This is a genomic window from Methylobacterium sp. ARG-1 (genome assembly GCF_001262595.1).
GTDB classification, from domain to species: Bacteria; Pseudomonadota; Alphaproteobacteria; order Rhizobiales; family Beijerinckiaceae; genus Methylobacterium; species Methylobacterium brachiatum.
The window spans coordinates 58,035-73,766 of the sequence record NZ_LHCD01000003.1 but is presented as its reverse complement, the minus strand read 5'-3'; the positions used below and the strand labels follow the sequence as shown (position 1 = coordinate 73,766).

Below are 15,732 nucleotides of genomic sequence, written 5' to 3'. Positions count from 1 at the left end.
GCATCTTGCACTTCCGGGGCAGATCTTCCCAGGATGCATATTCAACTGGTTTATCTTCCGTGGCTCGCCCGGCGCCGATCCGCGTGCCAAGCTCGCGCGATGACGCTCCTCGCCTATGCCGGTGCCGCGATCGCGGAGATCGCCGGATGCTTCGCGTTCTGGGCTTGGCTCCGGCTCGGTCGGTCGGCCTGGTGGGCGCTTCCGGGCCTCGCCTCCCTGGTGGCGTTCGCCGGCCTGCTGACCCTGGTGGACAGCCCGGCGGCGGGGCGCGCCTTCGCGGCCTATGGCGGGGTCTACGTCGCCGCCTCGATCCTGTGGCTGTGGCTCGCCGAGGGGCAGCGGCCCGACCGGTGGGACCTCGCCGGCAGTTTGGTATGTCTGGCCGGGACGGCGATCATCCTGCTCGGGCGGCGCGGATGAGGCGGCTTCACCGCCCGAGCGGGTAGAACTCGTCGTTCGGCCGCAGCTCGGCGACGCTGGCCAGGCGGTTCGAGAGAGCGAACAGGGCGGTGATCGCGGTGATGTCCCAGACGTCGTCCGGGCTGAAACCGTGGCCCGCGAGCACCGCGTGATCCTCGGCCTCGACGGTATGGGCTTCCTTCGCCACCTTCAGTGCGAAGGCCAGCATCGCGCGCTGGCGCGGGGTGATGTCCGCCTTGGCGTAGGCGACGGCGACTTGGTCGGCCAGAAGCGGGTTCTTGGCCCGGACCCGCAGGATCGCGCCATGGGCGACCACGCAGTAGAGGCAATTGTTGGCCGCGCTGGTGGCGACCACGATCATCTCGCGCTCGGCTTTGGTGAGGCCGCCGGGCCGGTCCATCAGCGCGTCGTGATAGGCCATGAAGGCGCGGAACTCGTCCGGGCGGTGCGCCAGCGCCAGGAAGATGTTGGGCACGAAGCCCGCCTTCTCCTGCACCAGGGCGATGCGGGCGCGCAGGTCGTCGGGCATCTCGGACAGCTTCGGGACCGGGAAGCGGCTGATCGGCGGTGTCGCGGGCATAGTCGGGTCCCCAGATTCCGGTCCCTTGGTGAAACCGGGCGTTCACGATACGTACGGCACGCTCGGCCCGGCCGTCGAGGGCAGCCGGCCTCCGGACCGCAACGCGGCCCGAGCATAACCCTGGAGCGTCATGAGCAGCATCGTCCGCATCCTGGGGATCGACCCGGGGCTCCGCCGCACCGGCTGGGGCCTTATCACCGCGCAGGGCAGCAAGCTGACCTACGGCGATTGCGGCGTCGTCACCTCGGATGGCGACTTGCCGCTGGCGCTCCGCCTGCGCGAGCTGTTCGAGGGGATCGGTCGCATCGTCGAGGCGCAGAAGCCCGACGAGGTCGCCGTGGAGGAGACCTTCGTCAATAAAGACGCCCAGGCGACGCTCAAGCTCGGCCACGCCCGGGCCATGGCGCTCGTGGTGCCGGCCAACGCCGGGCTGCCGGTGTTCGAGTACGCCGCCAACCTGATCAAGAAGACCGTGGCGGGTTCCGGTCACGCCGAGAAGGTGCAGATCCAGGCGATGGTCCGCTTTCTGCTGCCCAAGGCCGAGTTCCGGGTCGCAGACGCCGCCGACGCGCTGGCCATCGCGATCACCCATGCCAGCCACCGCGACGCGCACGCGCTGCGCAAGACGCATCTGCCGGAGGGCAAACGGCGCAGTCTCACCGGGCAGGCCGCCGCGGGGCAGGGATTGGCCGGGAAGGGATTTTCGGCGGCCGCCGCCGCGCGCATCGAGGCGGCCCTGGCGAAGCAAGGCTGATCGGGCAGGGCTGACGGGATCGGTCAGGAAACTTGGTGGGGGAAGTAGGACTCGAACCTACGAAGCTTACGCAGCGGATTTACAGTCCGCCCCCTTTGCCGCTCGGGACATTCCCCCAAGGCAGGTTTTTCACCCGCGGCGCCCTTATGGTGAGGGGCCGGCCGGGTGTCAACGCTTCTCGTGCAGCGATCCGCAGGCGCGACCTTCTGAAGGCGGCCTTTCGATGCGCATCACGCGGCAATCGCACCGCCGCATTCGAACGAATCACGCCGATTTCGCGAAAGAAACACGAACACCGTGGTGGTGCGGGGGATTCACAAAGGAATCGGGATCGGCCACGGTGCGGGCATGTCGCCCTGCTTCGCCGGCCAGTGACCCGTCCCGCCCCGTCCCTGCGGTCCCACCAGCGTACGTTGATGGCCCTCGTGGCGGCCATGGCGAGCGGGCAGGCGGCGCATGTCCGGAAGATCCTGGCCGCGGTGACACCGGGCGGCGGCAAGTCGCTGCTGCCGGTGATCGCGGCGCACACGCTGATCGCGGCGGGCCGGGTCGATCGCGTGGTCTGGGTGGTGCCGCGGGATTCCCTGCGCCTGCAGGCTGAGGAAGCCTTCGCCGATCCGCTCTGGCGCGCGGCTTTCGGCCATGCGCTGAGCGTGCGCGCCGCCGACAACGAGCGTGATCCGGCCCGGGGTCTCGCCGGCTACGTCACCACCTATCAGGCGGTAGCGGCCGCCCCGGCGCTGCATCTCGCCGAGGCGCGGGCGCACCGGACCCTACTGGTCGTCGACGAGGTCCACCACCTGCCGGTCCCGGGGCGTCCGGGGGCGGACGAGGCCTCCGCCGACGAGGAGGCCGAGGCGGGGGCGTGGTCCCGGGCGATGCTGCCGGTGATGGAGGCGGCCGAGATCGGCCTGTTCCTGTCCGGCACCCTGGAGCGGGCCGACGGCCGACGCATCCTCGGCCTGCCCTACAAGCCGGCGGCGCTCGGCCGTGGCCCGGAGATCGACCTCGAGGCGCCGGGGCTGGCGGTGATCGGCTACTCCCGGTCGCAGGCCCTGGCCGAGCGGGCGGTGCTGCCGGTCACGTTCGGGGCGATCGACGGCGAGGCGAGCTGGCTCGAAGGTGGCCGGATCGCCGGCGACAGCCCCCGGGTCGGGCCACACCGGCTGGGCGCCGGATCGGTCCGGGTCACGACCCGGCCGGCCCTGTTCACGGCCCTGCGTACCGGCTTCGCCCGGGATCTCCTGAGCGAATCCTTCTTCGCGACGAAGCGCCTGCGCGCCCGGCGCCGGTCCGAACTCGGCCTGCCGCCCGGCAAGATGGCACGGGGTCTCGGCAAGCTCCTCGTGGTGGCCCCGGATCAGGCGAGCGCACGTGCCTATCTGACGACCCTGCGGAGCTGGATGCCGGCCGGGCAGGGCGAGCGCGACGTCCGCCTGGCGACCTCGGGCCAGGGCGATGCTCACGCAGCCCTCGCGGCGTTCCGCCTGACCGCGGAGCCGGCGGTGCTGGTGACGGTGGCGATGGCCTATGAGGGGCTCGATGCCCCCGAGGTCGCGGTGGTGGCGGCCCTCACGCATATCCGCTCCCGCCCCTGGCTCGAGCAGATGCTCGCCCGGGCCACCCGGGTCGATCCGCATGCCGGGCCCTACGACAACCAGCAGGCGCTGATCTTCCATCCGGACGACCCGCTCTTCGCCCGGTTCCGCCTGGAACTGGAGACCGAGCAGGGCAGCAGCGTGCGGCCCAAGCGCGAGCGGCCGGCGAGCGCCATCGTCCCGGAGCGGACTCCGTGGCGCGACGAGGATCCCGGCGGGATCACGCCGCTGGAGAGCAACGCGATCGGCCTGCGCTACGCCCTGCTGCGCCCGCGGCTCACCGAGCCCGCCCCCGTGGCGCCGGCGCCGGAGCCGCCCTCGGTCACCGAGCGGACCCTGCGGCAGCGGCTCGCCGTGGCGGTGGCGAGCCAGGCCGTGGAGGACGAGGCGTCGCTGCGGGTGCCTCGGGGCGGTAACCTCGCGCATCGCTACAACGCCGTGCTCAAGCGCGTGCTCGGCAAGGGCCGGGCGACCATGACCCTGCCCGAACTGGAAGCGGCGCTGGCCTGGCTTGAACGCAACAGGCTCTCGGACCATCTCGACCGGCTCGACGGCGATGCCCGCTACGCGTGGTCCGCCCGCCAGCGCCGCAGCCGCTGGCAGCCGGAGCGCGCGGCTGGACGCTGACCCGTCGCGGTTCAGGGAGAAGGCGCGATGACCGAGAACCTGCCGTCCGATTTCGCGGCGACGCTGACCGGGAGCGCGCCGCCACACGCCTGGCCCGCCTCGCTCGCCGCCCTGTGGTGGCTGGCCAGGAACGCGACCGAAGCCGCGGACGCCACCTGGGCACGGGCGCATGCCCTGGTCCAGGACGCTTCGGGGCCGGACGCCGCCTGGGTGCACGCCCATCTGCATCGGATCGAGGGCGATTCCGGCAATGCGCGCTACTGGTACGACCGTGCCGGTCGTCCGGTGCCCCGCGGCTCGCTCGCGGAGGAGCGGGCAGCTCTCATCGCCGCCCTGTCGCGCGCCGGCTGAGCGCTGTTTGCCGGTCCGCTTCGGAGGCCGGCTGGCCCGGCTCCGCCCGTCGCGGCCGGCCGCAACCGTACCGGGCTCCATTCATCGAACGTGCGATGCCGCGCGGGTTAAATCTGAATAACTGAGCGACACAGCGTCCGGATCGGACGCGGAAAGATTGATTTCATCCCGAACACGCAAATCCAGATGCCGAACGGGGTTCATTTAATCGTCTCTCTCCAGTGAAAGGCTTGTGAATTTCTCGCTGGCTACGTGGTCTTCGATATCACACATCGGCGAAATCAGAATATGGCTGACTCCGTCGATTTCGGATCGTAAGGACCGTGCTGGTTATCGTGCTGAGCGTGAGCTGTTTAATCTGCGGTGTCGGTCTGGCGGGTCTTTCGCTGCGCGCCCCCGCGCGCGTGGCCGTCCTCGAACGTTGGAGCGGGATCTGTCTTGTGCTCGGCCTGTCCCTGCTGGGAATCGCGCTGTACGGCGCCCGCGGCTAGGTTTTGACACGCCGGAGCGCGTATCGCGGAACGCCCAGGCCGACAACCGGTTGACAGCCCGCCCGGCGCGCAGGCCGGGCCTTGATTATCGGAGCGGACCTATGAGCCTCCTCGGCAGCATCGTCGGCAAGATCCTCCACCCGTTCGGCGGCGGCACCGCGGACGCCGCGCCCTCGTCCACCTCGGGTTCCTCGAGCGGCTCGGCCGGCTCGAGCCCGGCCTCGCCCCCCGGCAGCGCGGGCGGTAGCGGCGAGGCCGTGGACGTCGAGGCCGTGCTCACCAGCCTCGCCGAGAAGACCCCGCAGAAGCTCGATTGGCGCCATTCCATCGTCGACCTGATGAAGCTGGTCGGCCTGGATTCCGGCCTGGCGTCGCGCAAGCAGCTCGCCGACGAGCTGCACTATACCGGCGACAAGGAAGACTCGGCTTCGATGAACATCTGGCTGCACAAGCAGGTGATGAAGAAGCTCGCTGAGAACGGCGGCAAGGTGCCGGAAGACCTCAAGAACTGATCCGCACGGATGGGGCCCGGCGCAGCAACCTGCGCCGGGCCTTCCACGCTCACCGCCCGGTGCGGACCCGGGTCCAGAGCCGGGTGACGTAGCGCTGGGTCCGGTCGTCCCAGGCCGTGTTGATCGACAGGCGCTGCATCGTCGCCTCGTCCGGGTAGATGCCGGGATTGCTCAGGATCTCGGGCTTTACGAACTTCTTCGCCGCGAGGTTGCCGCTGGCATAGGCCACGAAGTTGGTGTTGGCCGCCGCCACCTGGGGCCGCAGCATGTAGTCGATGAAGGCCAGGGCCTCGGCGGGATGAGCCGCATCCTTCGGGATCGCGAAGGTGTCGAACCACATGAGTGCGCCCTCTTTGGGCACCACATAGGCGATCTCGATCCCGTTCTTGGCCTCTTCGGCGCGACGTTTGGCCTGCATCACGTCGCCCGAATAGCCGACCGCCACGCAGATATCGCCGTTGGCCAGCGCCTGGATGTATTCCGAAGCGTGGAATTTCCGCACGCTGCCGCGCACCTTAAAGAGGGCGTCGGTCACGAGGGTCAGGTCGTCCCAGCGCTTGGAATCGGCCTTCGCGCCGAAGACCGGGAGCATGCTGGGGATCAGATCCTCGGGGCTGTCGAGCATCATGATCCCGCAATCCTTGAGCTTGTTCGCGGAAGCCGGATTGAGGACCACGGTCCAGGAATTCAGTGTCGCATTGGCGCCCAGCCGCTCGCGGACGGCGGCGACGTTGTAGCCGATGCCGGTCGTGCCCCACATGTAGTCGACCGCGTAGGTGTTCCCGGGGTCGTACACGGCGAGCCGACTGGAAATCTCAGGCCAGAGGTTGCCGAGGTTCTTCAGCTTGGCTTTGTCCAGCGGCAGGAAGGCGCCGGCCCGGATCAACCGCTGCAGATAGGGGCCGGAGGGCACGACGATGTCGTAACCGGATCGGCCGGCCAGCAGCTTGGTCTCCAAGATCTCGTTGTTGTCGTAGGTGTCGTAGACGACCTTGATCCCGGTCTCCCGGGTGAAGGCGTCGATCACCTTCGGGTCGATATAGTCCGACCAGTTGTAGATGTTGACGACCCGCTCCTCAGCGGCCCGAGCGGGTGGAGCCAGGCTCAGGAGCGCGGCCAGCAGCATTCCCGTCAGCAGCAAAAAGCCGGCGCCCGCGCGCGACGCGGACCGGCGCCGGCCCGGGACGGGGCGCCGGACCGATCGTTCGACCCGGCCCGTCCCGGCCCCGCTCATGCCTGCCTCGCGGCGACGATCACGATCTCGACCAGATATTGCGGATCGCACAGCCGCGCCTCGACGGTGGCGCGCACCGGGGGGTGCTCCTTGGACACCCAGGCGTCCCAGGCCGCGTTCATCTCGGCGAAGTGGCCGATATCGGCGAGATAGATGGTGGCCGACAGGATGTGATCCTTGTCGCTGCCCGCGCCGGCGAGCAGCCGGTCGATCTGCTCCAGGATGTTCTGGGTCTGCGCCGTGACCCCGGTTCCGACCGGATCGGACGCCACCTGGCCGGCGAGGTAGATGGTGTTGCCGTGGATCGCGCCCTGCGACATCCGCGATCCCGGTTCAATCCGTTCGATGCTCATTCCAGTCTCCGGCCGATGAAAGCCGGTATCTGCCGTGGCACCGGGGCGGCCGTAAAGGGCCGCGCGCCGACGCGTCGCGGGAACCGCAGGAAAATTCGCCCCTTCCTGTGCAGTTGCGAGCAACCGTGGCCGGCCACCGTGCGTTCACACGGCATCGCTTGTCATGCCTTGGGGTTCGTCATGGGTATTCTCTGGACCATCATCATCGGGTTCCTCGCCGGAATCATCGCCAAGTTCCTGATGCCCGGACCGAATGAGCCGTCGGGCTTCATCCTGACGACCATCCTGGGCATCGTCGGCGCCTTCGTGGCGACCTTCATCGGCCAGGCCGTCGGCTGGTACGGACCCAATCAGGGCGCAGGATTCATCGGCGCGGTCGTGGGCGCTGTCGTGGTGCTCTTCATCTACGGCATGATCGCCGGCCGTCGCCGCACGACCATCTGATCCGGTCCAGGCAACCGGAACGCGAAGGGGCGCCCCGCGGGGCGCCCCTTTTTTTGGGTTGATGGCCGGCCGAGGCGGCGGATCGCTCAGAGGTGATCCGCTGCCGCCTTCACGGCGCAATGGCCGGTGGCGCCGCGCACCGCCAGGCCGACGCCGACGACCAGCGCCAGCAGGCTGAGGATCTTGTTCGGCCGGGGCTGCGCCGCCGCGGCAGCGATCCCGAGCCCCAGAGCGACGGACACCGCCCGCTCGGTTGTGGTGAGGTTCGGCTGCCCGCTGAAGATGTCGTGGATCATTTCGTTGGCCATGAATGCTTTCCCGCTGTGAAGTCGCGGTGCGAACGCGGGCGCGGGGCGGGCGTTCCAACCGTCCCGCACGGTGGAGGCGTGCAGGATGCGCAGGCGACTCGCATGACGTCCCTTGCTGCGCAGTCGCAATCGACTGAGACCGGCCGAACGGGTGCAAGCCGAAGCTCTACGGCGCATGAAAAAGGCGCGGCCCCGAAGGACCGCGCCTTTCATTTCAAACCCGCACCGGCCGAAGCCCGCGCGGGAAAGTCATAAAAATCACTCGCTGGCGGATTCGCGGCGACGCTCGCCGCGGTGGCGGCCACCATTGTCCTCACGGCGGGGCTCGCCGTCCCGGTCGCTGCGGGTGGAATCGCGCTCGGCCTTCACCTTCTCGGTGATGTCCTCGCCGGTCTGCTGATCGACGACGCGCATGGACAGGCGGATCTTGCCGCGGTCGTCCTGACCGAGGAACTTCACCTTGACCTTGTCGCCTTCCTTGACGACGTCCGTCACCTTGGCGACCCGCTGGGCGGCGAGCTCCGAGATGTGGACGAGACCGTCCTTGGCGCCGAAGAAGTTCACGAAGGCGCCGAACTCCATGCACTTCACGATCGTGCCGTCGTAGATCATGCCGGTCTCGGGCTCGGCGACGATCGAGCGGATCCAGTTATAGGCCGCCTTGATCGCCTTGCCGTCGGCCGAGGCGATCTTCACGATGCCGGTATCCTCGATGTTGATCTTGGCGCCGGTCTTCTCGACGATCTCGCGGATCACCTTGCCACCGGTGCCGATCACGTCGCGGATCTTGTCGGTCGGGATCTGCATCGTCTCGATGCGCGGCGCGTACTCGCCGAGCTCCGGACGGGCGGCGGTGAGCGCCTTGGACATCTCGCTCAGGATGTGGGCGCGCCCGTCCTTCGCCTGGTCGAGGGCGACCCGCATGATCTCCTCGGTGATGCCGGCGATCTTGATATCCATCTGGAGCGAGGTCACGCCCTCGTCCGTGCCGGCCACCTTGAAGTCCATGTCGCCGAGGTGATCCTCGTCACCGAGGATGTCGGACAGGACCGCGAAGCGCTCACCCTCGAGGATGAGGCCCATGGCGATGCCGGCCACCGGACGGCGCAGGGGCACGCCGGCATCCATCAGCGACAGCGAGCCGCCGCAGACCGAAGCCATCGAGGACGAGCCGTTGGACTCCGTGATCTCCGACACGACGCGGATCGTGTAGGGGAACTCGTGCGCCGGCGGCAGCACCGGCCGGATCGCTCGCCAGGCGAGCTTGCCGTGGCCGATCTCACGACGGCCCGGGGAGCCCATGCGGCCGGTTTCACCCACCGAATAGGGAGGGAAGTTGTAGTGGAGCAGGAAGCGCTCCTTGTAGGTGCCGTCGAGCGAGTCGATGAACTGCTCGTCCTCGCCGGTGCCGAGGGTGGCTACCACGAGGGCCTGGGTCTCGCCGCGGGTGAACAGCGATGAGCCGTGGGCACGCGGCAGGACGCCGACCTCGGAGACGATCGGGCGGACCGTCTTCAGGTCGCGGCCGTCGATACGCGAGCCGGTATCAAGCACGTTCCAGCGCACGACCTTCGACTGCGCCTCCTTGAAGGCGGCCTTGACCTTCTCAGCCGGGTACTTCTCGGCGCCCTCGGGGCAGAGGGCTTCCATCACCTTCGCCTTCACGGCGTCGACGGCGGCGTAGCGCTCCTGCTTGACCGTCTTGGTATAGGCGGCGCGCAGCTCGGTCTCGCAGATCTCGAGGACCGCCTTCTCGACGTCGGCGTTCTCGGGAGCCTGGAAGTCGCGCGGCTCCTTGGCGGCCTTCTCGGCCAGGCGGATGATCGCCTCGATGACCGGCTGGAAGTGCTTGTGACCGAACATCACGGCCCCGAGCATCACGTCCTCGGAGAGCTCCTTGGCCTCCGACTCGACCATCAGCACCGCGTCCTGGGTGCCGGCGACGACGAGGTCGAGGCTCGACTCCTCCTTGGTCTCGGTGACCAGCGGGTTCAGCTTGTAGCCGCCGTTGACGTAGCCGACGCGCGCTGCGCCGATCGGGCCCATGAACGGCACGCCCGACAGGGTGAGGGCGGCGGAGGCCGCGACCATCGACACGATGTCCGGATCGTTCTCGAGGTCGTGGGTCAGGACGGTGACGACGACCTGGGTGTCGTTGCGCCAGCCGTTGACGAAGAGCGGACGGATCGGGCGATCGATCAGGCGGGAGACCAGGGTCTCCTTCTCGGAGGGACGGCCCTCGCGCTTGAAGTAGCCGCCCGGGATGCGGCCGGCGGCGTAGGCGCGCTCCTGGTAGTTCACGGTGAGCGGCAGGAAGTCGATGCCGGGCTTCGGCTCCTTGGTGGCGACCACGGTGGCGAGGACCGAGGTCTCGCCGTAGGTGGCCAGAACCGCGCCGTCAGCCTGGCGGGCGACCTTGCCGGTCTCGAGGACGAGCTTGCGGTCGCCCCACATCAGCTCTTCGCGTTGAACGTCGAACATTCTTATCTCTTCCTTGCCTTCGGCGGGCCAGGCCCGGCGCCGTCGGGGGCAAGACGGCGGGACACTTCGCGCGATGAAGTGTCTCGCGATCCTGCCCCGGCGCTGGCGCCTCGAAGCGACCCGTTTTTCGGGCGGCCGGACCCATTCCGGCAGCCCGAGAGTGTCGAACGCGGTCCCGAGCCGGGCTCGGAACCGCGCGTGGTGGATGTTAGCGGCGGATGCCGAGACGCTCGATGAGGGCGCGGTAGCGGGCCTCGTCCTTGCGCTTCACGTAGTCGAGCAGCGAGCGGCGCTGCGAGACCATCTTCAGCAGGCCTCGGCGGGAATGGTTGTCCTTGCCGTGGGTCTTGAAGTGGCCGGTCAGGTTGGTGATCCGCTCGGTGAGGATCGCGACCTGGACCTCGGGGGACCCGGTGTCCTTGGCGTCCTTGCGGTGTTCCTTGATGAGCGCGGTCTTGCGCTCTGCCGTGATCGACATCGCATGCCTTTCGGGTTGTGCTGGTCGGATGCGGCGCCCTGGTCGGGGCGCTCGAGCTCGGCGTTCGGCCGGTGCCGGGATGTCGTCCAGCACGGTCACAGCGCCAAGCGGCTCAAGCCCCGCCCGGTAACCCGGGCCGAGGCTGCGCGATCCATACACGAAACCGCTGGATACGCCAGCCCCGGGCCCGGAGGGCCGCGCCGCGGAAGGGTTAACGTCCGTGTGCTAGCCGGAACCCGCACGAAGGGTGGTCCGGCGATGAACGCGAGCCTCACCGACGCGTGCGGCGTCCTGGTGGCGACGCTGCTCGGCGTCCCCCTCATCCTGTTGCCGGGCTACGCCCTAGGCAGCCTGACCGGGATCCTGGGATTCCGCGCGCTCGGGACCGCAGACCGCCTGCTCTGTGCCGCGACGCTCGGCCTCGGCCTGCTGCCGATCCTCGACAGCCTGCTGGTCCAGGCTGCCGGCATCCCCGTCGCCGTGCTGGCGAATGCCGGGCTCGGGCTGGCGGGACTGGCCCCGGCGGTCCGGGCGGTCCGGAGCCGGATCGACCTCGCGGCCGCGGCAGGTCCGCTGGCGCTGATGCTGCTCTGGCTTGGGATCGTCGCCTACGCGCTGATCGACATCGATACCGGAACGGGCCTTTACCAGCCGGTGACCGTCATCGACCTCGTCAAGCATGCGAGCCTGACCCGAACGATCGTCGAGGCGGGCCTGCCGCCCCTGGACCCGTTCTTCGCCCGCCCTGAACGGGCCGGCTATTACTACTTCTTCTACACGCTCTGCGCGCTCGTCGACTGGGCCGGCGGGGCGCTGGTCGACGGACGCACCGCCTTCGCCGGGATGGCGTTCTGGACCGGGATCGGGTTGCTCGGCCTGCTGGACCGGCTGCTCGCCGCCACCGGGCTGGCGCACGAGACCTCCCGGCGCCGGGTACGGCTGGCGACCCTCCTGCTGCTCCCGGCGGGCGGGCTCGACATCCTTCTGGTCATCCGCAACCGGATCGAGACCGGGCTCTGGATCCCGATGCCGGAATGGCTGAACGAGCAGGTGCTGAACTGGCCGGGCTCCCTGGTCTGGGTTCCGCACCATGTCGCCGGCGCCATCGCGGGCTGGCTGGGGCTCCTGGCCCTGGCCGAGGCCGCGGACGGGCAACGTCGCGCGCCCGGCGCGACGGTGATCGTGGCGGGCACCGCGTTCGCGGCCTGCGCGGGCCTGTCGGTCTGGGTCTGCCTGGGCACGGTCGCGGCGGCCGGGACCTGGCTTGCCCTGCTCACGATCGAGCGCCGCTGGCGCGAGGCCGGTCGGCTCGTCGCGTCCGGGCTCGTCGCCGCCCTCCTGGCCGCGCCGTACCTGTCCGGGCTCCTGGCTAGCCGGAGCGAGGCCGGGCAAGCGATCGTCTTCGCAGTCCGGAGCTTCGGCCCGATCGAGGGCATGGCGGACAGCTGGGCCCTGAACCTGCTCCGCCTGATCCTGCTGCCGCTCAACTACTACCTGGCCTTCGGGGTCTTCGCCGCAGGTGCGTTCCTGTTCTGGCGGATGGTGCCCCGGAGCGAGGCGCACGCCCGAGAGGCCGGACGGCTGCTGACCATCGTGGCGGCCACCTCCCTGCTGATCGGCGGCTTCCTGCGCTCCGCGATCCTCTACAACGACCTGGGCTGGCGTGTGGTCCTACTGGCGCAGGTCGCAACTCTGGTCTGGACCGTGGCGGCCCTGATCCGGGCCGCAGGAGAACGACTCCGTCTTCCCGGCTTGATCGCGGCGCTGCTCCTGCTCGGCTACGCCACGACCCTCTATGGCTTCGCCGGGATGCGGGCCTATCCCGTTTCCGGCGTCCCGAGCTTCGCCTTTCTCAACGCCCGCCCCGACATCGATCGCGCCCTGCGGACGGCCTATACGTGGGCCGGCGCGCATCTGGCTCGGACCCTGGTGCTGCAGCACGCGCCCGGCGCGCCGCGCGTGTTCGATTTCGGTCTCTACGGAAGCCAGCCGGTCGCGGTGGCCGATCGGGAGGCGCGGCTGTTCGGCGCCTCGCAGGCGGCCGTCGCGGCCCGGCTCGCGCAGGTCGAGCCAATCTTCCGCGATGCGCTCGACGGGGACGAAGTGCGCCGCCGGGCCACCGCCGCCGGCATCGACGCGCTGGTCGTCACCGCGCAGGACGCCCCCTGGGCAAACCCGGATTCCTGGGTGTGGCGCGGCCGACCGCTCTATGCCGCGCCGCTCGTCCGAATCCTGGCGGTCGACGATCTCGGCGGAGGGGCTCGATGAATCCGACCACCCAGGCGCGCCTGGGGCAGGCGCTGCGCTGGCTCACGGCCCAGGCTGTGCTGCATGCCGGCGCCCTGCTCATCGGGCTCGCCTGTTTCGTGCTGCTGTTCCAGACGGATCTCTGGTCCGGCGTGACGATCCTGTTCTACCGCGGCTTGATCCTTCTGATCGTCGCTTTCCTGCTGACCGGTGCGGTGACGGTGCTCCTGGCCGGGCTCGGCCGCGCCTGGGGCCTGCGGCGCCGGGACGCCCTCGGCGCCTGCGTGCTGTCGCTCGCCCTGAACCTCAGCGTCTTCGTGATCTTCCCCGTCACGGTCGACCGCTCGATCAGCGTGTTCCTGCTCGGCCAGATGGCGGCCCGGCCCGAGGAGCGCTTCAGCGCCGAGCGGGCGCGGGCGGTGTTCGAGTCGGTCTATCTCGGCGCGTTCCACCAGATTGAGCGCCGTCTGGCGGAGCAGACCGCCTCGGGCAACGTCGCCCCGGCGGGCGACGGCTACGTCATCACCCCGCAGGGCCGCGCCTTCATGAGATTCTCGGGCCTGGTGGCCAGACTCTTCCGCACCGACAAGCGAATGGTGGAGGCTAAGCCGCCGACCGCGAAGATCACCGCGCCTTGAACACAAGGGATGTCGCGATTTCGCACCAGACCAACGCGATCATTGCGCCGCACAAACCCAGGCATCGAATCCCAAAATCAAAACCTAAATATTAAATCCGATGTAATTGCTTACGCCGCGACTCTAAAGAATCAAGAAAAGTAATCCTAGGTCTATCATATAAAATTCATGCGAAATCCGGCGTCTTCGGATAGCAATTTTATGTCTAAATTGCGGAGAAATCGCCGATCGACACCACTGGTCGCAGAGGACAGCGCCCTATATGTCCGGGCAACACTTTCTTTAGACTTGATCGCTGAAAGGTTGCGCCCGATGCCGAACCCTACGCCTTTCCGGTGATGCCTGCACGCCTTGGTCGATCAAGCCCCTCTCGTCGCGCCGCGGTCGAATGGGGGGTCGGAGCGCTCGGCTGCCTGGCCAGCCTGCTGGTGCCGCTGGCCGTTTTGGCGCTGCCCCAATCGAAGGTGGTGGCGGTTGTCGCACCGCCCGGCGCCGACACACCCGACGCCGTCCGGATCATCGCGGAGGCGGGCGGGAGCGTCCTGAACCGCGGCGGCTCGGACAACGTCCTGATGGCCCGTTCGGACCGGGTGGGCTTCGCGCGCCGTCTCTACGCCGCGGGCGCCCGTCTCGTCCTCGATGGTCGCCTCGCCGAGGGATGCGGACCGTCCGCACCCTCACCGTCTTCGTTGAACGCCGCCGCGGACACGGCCGGGAATCTGCCCTGATGAACCATCTCGAAACCCTTCAGCGCCGGTTCGGCCGCTTCCTGATCCCGCTTCTCTGGGCGCATGTCGCGCTGATCGGCGCGGCCGAAGCCGTGCTGACGTCGGCTTTTCCGGCTCTGGGGCCGGTGGTCGGCGCCATCTGCCTCGCGGGCGTCACGACGGTCCTGTGGTTGCGCGACCCGGCGAGCGCAGCCACCCGAATCGTGAGCGGGGTGGCCCTCGTGGGCATGGCAGCGCTCCTGCTGGTCGCTTTCGCCGGTCATCCCTGGCAGATCGACCTGCACATGTACTTCTTCGCCTGCCTGGCGATGCTGGCCGGCTGGTGCGACTGGCGCGTGATCCTGGCGGCGGCGGCGGCCACGGCCGTGCATCACCTCGCCCTCGACCTCGCGATGCCGGCCCTGATCTTTCCCGGCGGAACGGGCGATCTCGGCCGCGTGATCCTGCACGCGGTGATCGTGCTGATCGAGACCGGCATCCTGATCTGGGTATGCCGGACCGTGGAGGACTCCTTCCGGGCCCTCGCCTCGTCCGAGGCGCACGCGCAGGCGCAACTCGCCCGGGCCATGGAGCTGGAGCGCGAGGCCGCCTCGACCCGGTCCGCGCTCGAGGCCGCGCGCAAGTCCGGGACCGCGCAGCTCGCCCGCACCTTCGAGGAGACGATCGGCAGCATCCTCGATCACGTCGCCACGGCGGCCGACGCCGTCGAGGCGACGGCGGCCGGCATGGCCTCGACGGCGACCGCCACGGCGGACCGGTCCATCGCGGTGACGGCCGCCGCCGGCAGTGCCGCCGGCAAGGTCCGGAACGCCGCGGCGGCGGCCGCGGAGCTGGGCTCGACCATCGGCGAGATCGGCCGGCAGGTCGAGGTGTCGGCCGGGATGGCCCGCGATGCGGCCGACCAGGCCGCCGCGGCGACGCCGCTCGTCACCGAGCTGCGCACGGCGGCCGAACGCATCGGCGACGTGGTCGCGCTGATCTCGTCGATCGCCGCCCAGACCAACCTGCTCGCCCTCAACGCCACGATCGAGGCGGCCCGGGCCGGTGAGGCGGGCCGCGGCTTCGCGGTGGTCGCCGCCGAGGTCAAGATACTCGCGGATCAGACGGCGCAGGCCACGCAGGAGATCGCCGCGCAGGTCAACCGCATCCAGAGCTCCACAGGGCAGGCGGCCGCGGCGGTGGACGGCATCACCGTTCGGATCCACGACATGAGTGGCCTCGCCACCGCGATGACCGCGGCGGTCGAGCAGCAGGGCGTGGCCACGCGGGAGATCCTGCGGAACGTCTCGGAAGCCGCCACCGACACGAGCGCCATCACCGCCACGCTCACGGATGTGACGGGCGACGTGCAGGTCACGGGCTCCGAGGCCGGCCGCGTGCTTGCTTCGGTCTCCGACCTGTCGAAAGAGTTCGCGGACCTGCGCAGCGAGGTCGGGCGCTTCCTGGCTTCCGTGCGCGCCGCGTGAGGCCCGGCTCGGAACTTGCTGT

At 69.2% G+C, this 15,732-nt stretch carries 17 protein-coding genes and 1 tRNA gene; 11 read left to right on the top strand and 7 right to left on the bottom strand.

What is annotated here, in order from left to right:
• Positions 1 to 99: 99 nt before the first annotated feature.
• Positions 100 to 420 carry a YnfA family protein gene (locus AKJ13_RS04080; RefSeq protein WP_050732214.1) on the top strand — a complete coding sequence of 107 codons (321 nt, stop codon included), beginning with the start codon at positions 100 to 102 and terminating at the stop codon, positions 418 to 420.
• Between the two features lie 7 nt (positions 421 to 427).
• Here AKJ13_RS04080 and AKJ13_RS04075 read toward each other — a convergent pair whose 3' ends face one another.
• The gene (locus tag AKJ13_RS04075; protein ID WP_050732213.1) at positions 428 to 1,000 is read right to left on the bottom strand and encodes a peroxidase-related enzyme; all 573 of its coding nucleotides are present in this window, start codon (positions 998 to 1,000) and stop codon (positions 428 to 430) included.
• Positions 1,001 to 1,130: 130 nt separating this feature from the next.
• Here AKJ13_RS04075 and ruvC point away from each other — a divergent pair, with 130 nt between their 5' ends.
• Positions 1,131 to 1,754: a crossover junction endodeoxyribonuclease RuvC gene (ruvC, locus tag AKJ13_RS04070; protein ID WP_050732212.1), complete on the top strand. Its 624-nt coding sequence runs from the start codon at positions 1,131 to 1,133 to the stop codon at positions 1,752 to 1,754.
• 33 nt (positions 1,755 to 1,787) lie between these two features.
• On the opposite strand, the gene AKJ13_RS04065 is transcribed toward ruvC, so the two are convergent.
• Positions 1,788 to 1,871, bottom strand: a tRNA-Tyr gene (locus AKJ13_RS04065).
• A gap of 254 nt (positions 1,872 to 2,125) precedes the next feature.
• On the opposite strand from AKJ13_RS04065, the gene AKJ13_RS04060 reads away from it, so the two are divergent.
• From AKJ13_RS04060 to AKJ13_RS04050, 4 genes are all read left to right on the top strand, one after another.
• Entirely contained in the window at positions 2,126 to 3,979 is a 1,854-nt protein-coding gene (locus AKJ13_RS04060; RefSeq protein ID WP_082316852.1) for a DEAD/DEAH box helicase family protein, read from the top strand.
• A 27-nt stretch (positions 3,980 to 4,006) separates the two neighbouring features.
• Positions 4,007 to 4,330 carry a hypothetical protein gene (locus AKJ13_RS04055; protein ID WP_050732210.1) on the top strand — a complete coding sequence of 108 codons (324 nt, stop codon included), beginning with the start codon at positions 4,007 to 4,009 and terminating at the stop codon, positions 4,328 to 4,330.
• Positions 4,331 to 4,653: 323 nt separating this feature from the next.
• On the top strand, positions 4,654 to 4,821 hold the full coding sequence (locus AKJ13_RS31840) for a hypothetical protein (RefSeq protein WP_160320593.1): 168 nt from the start codon (positions 4,654 to 4,656) through the stop codon (positions 4,819 to 4,821).
• Positions 4,822 to 4,922: 101 nt separating this feature from the next.
• Positions 4,923 to 5,333 carry a DUF3597 domain-containing protein gene (locus tag AKJ13_RS04050; protein ID WP_050732209.1) on the top strand — a complete coding sequence of 137 codons (411 nt, stop codon included), beginning with the start codon at positions 4,923 to 4,925 and terminating at the stop codon, positions 5,331 to 5,333.
• 49 nt (positions 5,334 to 5,382) lie between these two features.
• Here AKJ13_RS04050 and AKJ13_RS04045 read toward each other — a convergent pair whose 3' ends face one another.
• The gene (locus AKJ13_RS04045; RefSeq protein WP_050732487.1) at positions 5,383 to 6,459 is read right to left on the bottom strand and encodes a polyamine ABC transporter substrate-binding protein; all 1,077 of its coding nucleotides are present in this window, start codon (positions 6,457 to 6,459) and stop codon (positions 5,383 to 5,385) included.
• A 104-nt stretch (positions 6,460 to 6,563) separates the two neighbouring features.
• Positions 6,564 to 6,920, bottom strand: coding sequence for a RidA family protein (locus tag AKJ13_RS04040; protein WP_050732208.1), 357 nt, complete (start codon positions 6,918 to 6,920; stop codon positions 6,564 to 6,566).
• 180 nt (positions 6,921 to 7,100) lie between these two features.
• Here AKJ13_RS04040 and AKJ13_RS04035 point away from each other — a divergent pair, with 180 nt between their 5' ends.
• Complete coding sequence (locus tag AKJ13_RS04035) at positions 7,101 to 7,364, top strand: GlsB/YeaQ/YmgE family stress response membrane protein (protein ID WP_007560130.1); 264 nt, start codon at positions 7,101 to 7,103, stop codon at positions 7,362 to 7,364.
• A gap of 86 nt (positions 7,365 to 7,450) precedes the next feature.
• Here AKJ13_RS04035 and AKJ13_RS04030 read toward each other — a convergent pair whose 3' ends face one another.
• The 3 genes from AKJ13_RS04030 to rpsO form a co-directional block, all read right to left on the bottom strand.
• On the bottom strand, positions 7,451 to 7,672 hold the full coding sequence (locus AKJ13_RS04030) for a YgaP-like transmembrane domain (RefSeq protein ID WP_007560132.1): 222 nt from the start codon (positions 7,670 to 7,672) through the stop codon (positions 7,451 to 7,453).
• 258 nt (positions 7,673 to 7,930) lie between these two features.
• Positions 7,931 to 10,153 carry a polyribonucleotide nucleotidyltransferase gene (gene pnp / locus AKJ13_RS04025; protein ID WP_050732207.1) on the bottom strand — a complete coding sequence of 741 codons (2,223 nt, stop codon included), beginning with the start codon at positions 10,151 to 10,153 and terminating at the stop codon, positions 7,931 to 7,933.
• Positions 10,154 to 10,361: 208 nt separating this feature from the next.
• Positions 10,362 to 10,631, bottom strand: a complete 270-nt coding sequence (gene rpsO / locus AKJ13_RS04020) for a 30S ribosomal protein S15 (protein WP_007560136.1) — start codon at positions 10,629 to 10,631, stop codon at positions 10,362 to 10,364.
• A gap of 258 nt (positions 10,632 to 10,889) precedes the next feature.
• On the opposite strand from rpsO, the gene AKJ13_RS04015 reads away from it, so the two are divergent.
• The 4 genes from AKJ13_RS04015 to AKJ13_RS04000 all read left to right on the top strand — a co-directional run bounded on the left by AKJ13_RS04015 (position 10,890) and on the right by AKJ13_RS04000 (position 15,710).
• A complete protein-coding gene (locus tag AKJ13_RS04015; RefSeq protein ID WP_050732206.1) occupies positions 10,890 to 12,899 on the top strand; it encodes a hypothetical protein in 2,010 nt (669 codons plus the stop codon).
• Complete coding sequence (locus tag AKJ13_RS04010) at positions 12,896 to 13,516, top strand: hypothetical protein (RefSeq protein ID WP_050732205.1); 621 nt, start codon at positions 12,896 to 12,898, stop codon at positions 13,514 to 13,516. The genes AKJ13_RS04015 and AKJ13_RS04010 overlap by 4 nt, the downstream gene beginning before the upstream one ends.
• A 338-nt stretch (positions 13,517 to 13,854) precedes the next feature.
• Positions 13,855 to 14,244, top strand: coding sequence for a hypothetical protein (locus AKJ13_RS04005; protein WP_144426180.1), 390 nt, complete (start codon positions 13,855 to 13,857; stop codon positions 14,242 to 14,244).
• Positions 14,244 to 15,710, top strand: a complete 1,467-nt coding sequence (locus tag AKJ13_RS04000) for a methyl-accepting chemotaxis protein (RefSeq protein ID WP_050732203.1) — start codon at positions 14,244 to 14,246, stop codon at positions 15,708 to 15,710. Before AKJ13_RS04005 ends, AKJ13_RS04000 begins: the two co-directional genes overlap by 1 nt.
• The last annotated feature ends 22 nt before the right edge of the window (positions 15,711 to 15,732 follow it).

Coding starts and splice junctions, on each gene's coding strand:
- AKJ13_RS04080 (WP_050732214.1), top strand. CDS start 100: ATGACGCTCCTCGCCTATGCCGGTGCCGCGATCGCGGAGATCGCCGGA.
- AKJ13_RS04075 (WP_050732213.1), bottom strand. CDS start 1,000: ATGCCCGCGACACCGCCGATCAGCCGCTTCCCGGTCCCGAAGCTGTCC.
- ruvC (WP_050732212.1), top strand. CDS start 1,131: ATGAGCAGCATCGTCCGCATCCTGGGGATCGACCCGGGGCTCCGCCGC.
- AKJ13_RS04055 (WP_050732210.1), top strand. CDS start 4,007: ATGACCGAGAACCTGCCGTCCGATTTCGCGGCGACGCTGACCGGGAGC.
- AKJ13_RS04050 (WP_050732209.1), top strand. CDS start 4,923: ATGAGCCTCCTCGGCAGCATCGTCGGCAAGATCCTCCACCCGTTCGGC.
- AKJ13_RS04045 (WP_050732487.1), bottom strand. CDS start 6,459: ATGCTGCTGGCCGCGCTCCTGAGCCTGGCTCCACCCGCTCGGGCCGCT.
- AKJ13_RS04040 (WP_050732208.1), bottom strand. CDS start 6,920: ATGAGCATCGAACGGATTGAACCGGGATCGCGGATGTCGCAGGGCGCG.
- AKJ13_RS04035 (WP_007560130.1), top strand. CDS start 7,101: ATGGGTATTCTCTGGACCATCATCATCGGGTTCCTCGCCGGAATCATC.
- AKJ13_RS04030 (WP_007560132.1), bottom strand. CDS start 7,672: ATGGCCAACGAAATGATCCACGACATCTTCAGCGGGCAGCCGAACCTC.
- pnp (WP_050732207.1), bottom strand. CDS start 10,153: ATGTTCGACGTTCAACGCGAAGAGCTGATGTGGGGCGACCGCAAGCTC.
- rpsO (WP_007560136.1), bottom strand. CDS start 10,631: ATGTCGATCACGGCAGAGCGCAAGACCGCGCTCATCAAGGAACACCGC.
- AKJ13_RS04015 (WP_050732206.1), top strand. CDS start 10,890: ATGAACGCGAGCCTCACCGACGCGTGCGGCGTCCTGGTGGCGACGCTG.
- AKJ13_RS04010 (WP_050732205.1), top strand. CDS start 12,896: ATGAATCCGACCACCCAGGCGCGCCTGGGGCAGGCGCTGCGCTGGCTC.
- AKJ13_RS04005 (WP_144426180.1), top strand. CDS start 13,855: ATGCCTGCACGCCTTGGTCGATCAAGCCCCTCTCGTCGCGCCGCGGTC.
- AKJ13_RS04000 (WP_050732203.1), top strand. CDS start 14,244: ATGAACCATCTCGAAACCCTTCAGCGCCGGTTCGGCCGCTTCCTGATC.